The organism is Pseudomonas sp. Pf153, assembly GCF_001269775.1.
In the GTDB taxonomy this organism is placed as follows: Bacteria; Pseudomonadota; Gammaproteobacteria; order Pseudomonadales; family Pseudomonadaceae; genus Aquipseudomonas; species Aquipseudomonas uvaldensis.
On the sequence record NZ_LHVL01000030.1, the window covers coordinates 154,947 to 161,522 of the forward strand.

Genomic DNA, 6,576 nt, shown 5'->3' on the forward strand with positions numbered 1-6,576 from the left:
GGTTTACAGCGCCATATCGGCCGCTGGGTTGCTTTCGCGGGCAGCAGCGGGCTTGGCCGGAACCACGGCAGCGCCTGGCTTGCCGATGGCCGGCGGCGGGTCCAGTTGCAGGACTTCGCTGGTGTAAGCCCATTCCTGCGCCACACGCTCGGGGCTGTCGTTGAGCTTGGTGCCGTAGCTCGGCACGATCTGACGCAGTTTTTCCTGCCAGGCCGGGGTGGCGACCTTGTCCTTGAAGACCTTTTCGAGCACGGTCAGCATGATCGGCGCGGCAGTCGAGGCGCCTGGCGAGGCACCCAGCAGGCCGGCGATACTGCCATCCTGGGAAGCGACCACTTCGGTGCCGAGTTTCAGGACACCGCCCTTCTCTTCGTCACGCTTGATGATCTGCACACGCTGGCCGGCTTGCCACAGGCGCCAGTCTTCCTGCTTGGCCTCGGGGAAGTATTCCTTCAGGGCGTTGAAACGGTCTTCGTCCGACAGCATCAGTTGACCGGCCAGGTACTCGACCAGCGGGTACTGTTCGATACCGACCTTGGTCATCGGCCACACGTTGTGGGTGGTGGTGCTGGTCAGCAGGTCGAAGTACGAGCCGTTCTTGAGAAACTTGGTGGAGAACGTCGCGAACGGGCCAAACAGGATGACACGCTTGCCATCGAGCACGCGGGTATCGAGGTGCGGAACCGACATCGGCGGCGCGCCAACCGAAGCCTTACCATAGGCCTTGGCCAGGTGCAGCTGGGCGACAGTGGGGTTTTCGGTCACCAGGAACGAACCGCCCACTGGGAAACCTGCGTATTCACGGGCTTCCGGAATGTCGGACTTCTGCAGCAGGTGCAGGGCACCGCCGCCAGCGCCGATGAAGACGAACTTGGCGTCGGTCTCGGTTTCGGTGCCGTCTTTCAGGTTCTTGTACGAAACGCGCCAGGTACCGTCTTCGTTGCGGGTGATCTCTTCCACTTCGCTGGACAGTTTCAGCGAGAAGTTCGGCTTGGTTTGCAGGTAAGCGGCGAACTGACGGGTGATTTCGCCGAAGTTCACGTCGGTACCCAGGGGACTCCAGGTGGCTGCCACCTTCTGGCTCGGATCGCGCCCTTGCATCATCAGTGGAACCCACTTGCTGATCTGCGCAGGGTCTTCGGAGTATTGCATGCCGGCGAACAAAGGGCTGGCCTGGAGCGCTTCATAGCGTTTCTTCAGGAAGGCGATATTCTCGTCGCCCCACAGGAAGCTCATGTGCGGTGTGGAATTGATGAACGAGCGCGGGTTCTTCAGCACACCCTGCTTGACCTGCCAGGACCAGAACTGACGGGAGATCTGGAAGGCTTCGTTGATTTCGATGGCCTTGGAGATGTCGACCTTGCCGTTCTTGTCTTCCGGCGTGTAGTTCAGCTCGGCAAGCGCGGAGTGACCCGTACCGGCGTTGTTCCAGCCGTTGGAGCTTTCTTCCGCAACACCGTCCAGGCGCTCGACCATTTCCATGGTCCAGCCCGGCTCCAGCTCATTGAGCCAAACGCCGAGTGTCGAGCTCATGATGCCCCCACCAATGAGCAGGACATCTACTTTTTTTGGCTCGGCGGCGTGCGTGGTCGCAAGACCCATCGCCATCGCCAGGCCCAGCAGCGCCGTGTGTGTTTTCTTCAACATGTGTGTATCCCTAGGATGGAACGCCATTCCGCCCCCCGGTCCTGTTCAATGATAGACCACGCCCATGGCCGGCAACGCCAGCGTGTCTGGTTCGAATGGACTGGAGGATGGACCTACAGGGCCGCGCTACAGCGGCCTCGGTTTATGTCTCTCCGGCACTGACTTCTTGTAGGTCTTGGCTTCAGCTGGGTGAGGGACACTGCAAAACGGTCTTGATCGGGTCTGGCCTGGCCGTGCCCGATTGTCGCAGCGGGGGGAGTTTACATAATGAAACAAGCAGACCGAAGCCTCTTTTTCATATTCCTGACAAAAGCACTGGGTAAATTGAGGCAATTTGATGGCCCCGATGGGCTCCCCTCGACGCGGGAGCCACGGGAATCTTGCCATTCAGAAGTATTTCAGAACCGTGATATCACGACGTCGTTGTTTGAGCTCTGCGAACCAGCGCGTCGGGAAAAACAGCACGACACCCAGCAGCACGCTCCACAGCCATACCATCGGCAGATGGTCGAAGCCGTAGTAGGCGCCCTGGTTGGTACCCCAGATCGCGACCGCCATCAGGTACAGCGCCTTGAGCACGTAAAGGTGCAGCAGATAGAAAAACATCGGCGCGCCGCCATAAATCGCCAACAGCGCAATGACGCCCCGTTGCTGGGCTTTCTCGAAAAGCGCCAGCAGAATCAGGCCCACGCCCAGGGTCGGCAGCAGGAACATCAGCGAGGGCGGATATTTCGTCGCGCTCATGAAGCTCATGACGGTGCGCAGCGCATCGCCGGTCTGGACCCAGGGCTTGTCGCCATAGACGTTCAGGTAGCGGATGCAGACGAAGGCCAGCAACAGTCCGAGGCCAACCTGTAGCAAGCGACGCAAACGCACGGCCGGCGCCGCCTCTTTGCCGAACCATGGCCCGATGGCCCAGCCCAGCAGGATTACGCCGATCCACGGCAATACCGGATACGTGGTACGCGCCCGGGTGAACTCGGTGATGTCGATGAATGCGCGCTGGTGAAGAATCGACCAGGGGACGAAGAACGGTGAATCCGGGCTCAGCACCACGCCATCGAGGAGGTTGTGGCCGGCGACGATGGCCACGCCGAGGACGATCAACCAGCTGCGCTTGAGATGCAGCAAGGCGGCCAGGACGATCATGCAGATGCCAATGCACCAGATCACCTGCAACCACAGTGTCTTGGGCGGGAATTCGGCGTTCCAGGCGAAACACACGAAGGTGACTTCCAGGAACACCAGGAACAGGCCACGTTTGAGCAGAAACAGCGAGGTCTCGCCGGCGGTGTGCTTCTGGCTGTAGAGCCAGGCCGACAAACCGGTCAGAAAAATGAACACGGGGGCGCAAAGCGTGCTGAGCAGACGCGTGAAATACAGGTCCGGCGAAACGCTCAGCGCATCGATGGGGTCCGTGACCTGACGGTGCAGCAAGAAGGTCTCGCGGACGTGATCCACCAGCATCAGCAGCATGACGAAACCGCGCAGGGCGTCGATGGCGAGCATGCGGGCATTGGTCGTTACAGCGGGGGTTGCAAGCGCAGGCGCACGGACGCCGGACGGGCTCGTCACGCTTGAAGGTAGGCTCATGGCAGTACTCGGGGTGAAAGTCGTTGGTCCGCGCAAGGCAGGAATGAGAATGCCTGCCAAACGAAAGCGGATAACATAACACGAAATACCTGTCGCGAGCAGACTCCCCCTGCACTTGAACTGTGTCCCGCCGATCGTTGTCAATCCCGCGCCAGGGCATTGATCGGGTCAAGGCGCGCCGCATTGCGCGCAGGCACGAAGCCGAACACGATGCCGATGACCGTCGAACAGACGACCGCAGTGATGATCGACCCCATCGAAAACACCATTTGCCATTCCTTGACGAAAATCGAAAACACATAGCCGATGCCGAACGACAAGGCGATGCCGATCGTCCCTCCCAGCAGGCACACCATCACCGCCTCCACCAGGAACTGCTGGCGTATATCGGACTGACGGGCCCCGACGGCCATGCGGATGCCGATCTCACGGGTGCGTTCGGTCACCGAGACCAGCATGATGTTCATCACCCCGATACCGCCCACCACCAGCGAAATGACGGCGATCAGCGAGAGCAGCAATGCCAGGGACTGGCTGGTCTTCTGCACCGTCTGCAACACACTGTCGAGGTTGTAGGTGAAGAAATCCTTGATGCCATGGCGCTGTTCAAGGAGCTTGACGACGTTATCTTCCACGGCCTTGCTCGGCTGCCCGTCCTTGATTCGTACGGTAATGCTGTCCAGGAAACGCTGGCCCAACAATCGACCGGCCGCGGTTTCATAGGGCATCCAGACATTCAGATTCTTGTTCGTGTTGAAGACACTCTTGCGATCTTCGGTCACACCGATGACCGTGCAAGGCAGATTGTCGATGAGGATCACTTTGCCCAGCGGATCCGTGTTCGGGCCAAACAGCCGCTGCCGGGTGTTATGGTCGATCACTACCACTTGCGACTGGCGCCGGGCATCGTCTTCGCTGAACTTTACCCCCGAGCCGATCTTGATTCCACGCACCTGGAAATAGCTCGAACTCACACCATTGACCGTGGCATTGACGTCGATGTTTTCATAGCGCAACAACAGGTTGCGCCCCAGGTTGGGGGTCGCGCTGTCGATGTAGTACTGGTCGCTCAGGGCCGTGACATCGGACAGCACCAGGGTTTCGATAGCGGTCGAACGACTGTCTCCCCAGTCGGCGCCGGGCATGATCTCGATCGTATTGCTGCCGATCGCCTCGATGTCCTTCAGGACGTACTGCTTGACTCCTTCACCAATGGCCACGATCGAAACCACCGAAGTGATGCCGATGATGATCCCCAGCATGGTCAACAAGGTGCGCATCCGATGAGACACCAGCGCCACCCAAGCCATGTTGAACGCCTCGCTGAACAGCCCGAAGCTGGCAAGCAGGCGGTTCGTCGGCTTGACCCTGGCCGGACGTGCCTGCGGTTGCGCCAGTTCTTCCAGCGGACGCTGGGGGTTGGGTCGGTCGCTGACGATCTCGCCGTCGCGGATCTCGATGATGCGCTGGGCATGGGCGGCCACCTTTTCGTCGTGGGTTACGATGATGACCGTGTGCCCCGCCGCGTTGAGCTCCAACAGGATTTTCATCACTTCCCGGCCGCTGGCGGTATCCAGTGCACCGGTGGGCTCGTCGGCCAGGATGATCTCGCCGCCATTCATCAGCGCCCGGGCAATACTCACCCGCTGCTGCTGCCCGCCGGAAAGCTGGCTCGGTCGATTGGCCAAGTGTCCCTCCAGTCCCAGGCGGCCCAGCAGTTCCCCGGCCCGACTGTGGCGTTGCGACTCGGCGGCGCCCGCGTAGATGGCCGGCATCTCGACATTGTGCAAGGCACTGAGGTGAGGCAGCAGGTGATAACGCTGGAAGATGAACCCGAAGTGATCGCGGCGCAGGACCGCCAGCTCATGGTCATCCATCGAACCGGTCTCGCGTCCATCCACCTTGTAACTGCCGGAACTCGGATGATCGAGGCAGCCGAGCACATTCATCAGGGTGGATTTACCGGAACCGGAGGCCCCGGTGATCGCCACGATTTCTCCGGCGTTGATCGTCAGGTTGATGTCCTTGAGCGCTATGAACGCCTTTTCTCCTGCGAGAAAGCTGCGGGTGATCCCCTTGAGTTCCAACAGTGGTCGCGTCATGGTCAGGCCCCCGCCACGGCCGGGGCCGGCTCGCCAATGACGACTTTGTCGCCCTCGGCCAGGCCGTCCTTGATTTCGGCCCGGACATTGTTGTTGATACCGGTTCGCACGTTACGTGGCTGCGCCTTGCCTTCGGCGTCCAGCACCCGAACTACGTAGCTGCCGTCCTGGTTCTTCGCGCCCAGGGCCGCAACCGGAACCGTCAGCACCGATTTGGCCTTGTCCAGGACGATACGGACCTGGGCGGTCATCGAGATGCGCAAGCGATGGTCAGGGTTCGGTACGTCGAACAGGCTGTTGTAGAACACCGCGGTGTTCTGCTTGGGCGTGCCGGCGGTCTGGGTTTCGAGGAAATTCTGCGGCGCCGGCTCGGTGCCTCGCAGGGTGGCGTAGTAGCGTTTCTCCGCTTCACCGAGGATGGTGAAGTACACCTCCTGCCCGGGCACGATATGGATCACATCGGCTTCGGAGACCTGGGCCTTGACGGTCATGGTGTCCAGGTCGGCCAGCTTGAGCAGCACCGGCGCCAGTTGCTCGGCAATCACGGTCTGGCCTTCCTGGGTCACGATGCCTACGACATAACCGTCGATGGGTGCCACGATATGGGTATAGGCCAGGTTGACCCGTGCCGTTTCCACCTGGATCCGGGCCTCCTTTATCTGGGCATCGAGGGACAGCAGGTTGGCGGCTTCCACCCGGTAGTTGGACTCGGCGGTCTCGTACTCCTGCTTGGAAATCGCGTCGTCCGGTTGCAGCACCTTATAGCGCTCGTAAGTGGCTTTGGCGTCCTTGAGCTGGGCCGCGGTGGCTTGCCGGCGCGCCATCAGGTTCTCTTCATTGACCTGGGCCTGGCGAAGCGCATTCTGCGCAATCAGCGGGTCGATTTCCGCCAGCCACTGGCCTTTCTTGACCTTGTCACCCAGTTTGACCTTGAGTGACTTCAACTGGCCCGACACCTGGGCACCGACATCCACCTGCTTGACGCCCTGCAGCGTCCCGGTGGCCAGCACCGCATTCTCGATGTCCGTGCGCTCGACCGTGGCGGTCAGGTACTCCGGCGGTTTCCCCGGCGACTGAGCGCTGTAGAAAACCAGGCCGGTCACCACGACCAGGACAAGCACGATAGCGATTTTTCGAAACTTCGACTTTTCCATAAATGACTCTATGTGCGTGTTGAGTTCAGACCCGGCCAGTACGGCACCGGGTTCCAGGTAAGTGCCCCTGGGGAGCACGG

Annotated in this window: 4 protein-coding genes; all 4 read right to left on the reverse strand. The window is 60.6% G+C overall.

Features of this window, described 5'->3' with window-relative positions:
* Nucleotides 1-3 precede the first annotated feature (3 nt).
* Nucleotides 4-1,647 carry a malate dehydrogenase (quinone) gene (gene mqo / locus AD666_RS22195; protein ID WP_053156846.1) on the reverse strand — a complete coding sequence of 548 codons (1,644 nt, stop codon included), beginning with the start codon at nt 1,645-1,647 and terminating at the stop codon, nt 4-6.
* Nucleotides 1,648-2,034: 387 nt separating this feature from the next.
* A complete protein-coding gene (locus AD666_RS22200; RefSeq protein WP_053156848.1) occupies nt 2,035-3,240 on the reverse strand; it encodes a DUF1624 domain-containing protein in 1,206 nt (401 codons plus the stop codon).
* A 140-nt stretch (nt 3,241-3,380) separates the two neighbouring features.
* On the reverse strand, nt 3,381-5,342 hold the full coding sequence (locus tag AD666_RS22205; RefSeq protein WP_053156850.1) for a MacB family efflux pump subunit: 1,962 nt from the start codon (nt 5,340-5,342) through the stop codon (nt 3,381-3,383).
* Nucleotides 5,343-5,344: 2 nt separating this feature from the next.
* The gene (gene macA, locus AD666_RS22210; RefSeq protein WP_053156853.1) at nt 5,345-6,496 is read right to left on the reverse strand and encodes a macrolide transporter subunit MacA; all 1,152 of its coding nucleotides are present in this window, start codon (nt 6,494-6,496) and stop codon (nt 5,345-5,347) included.
* Between the last annotated feature and the right edge of the window lie 80 nt (nt 6,497-6,576).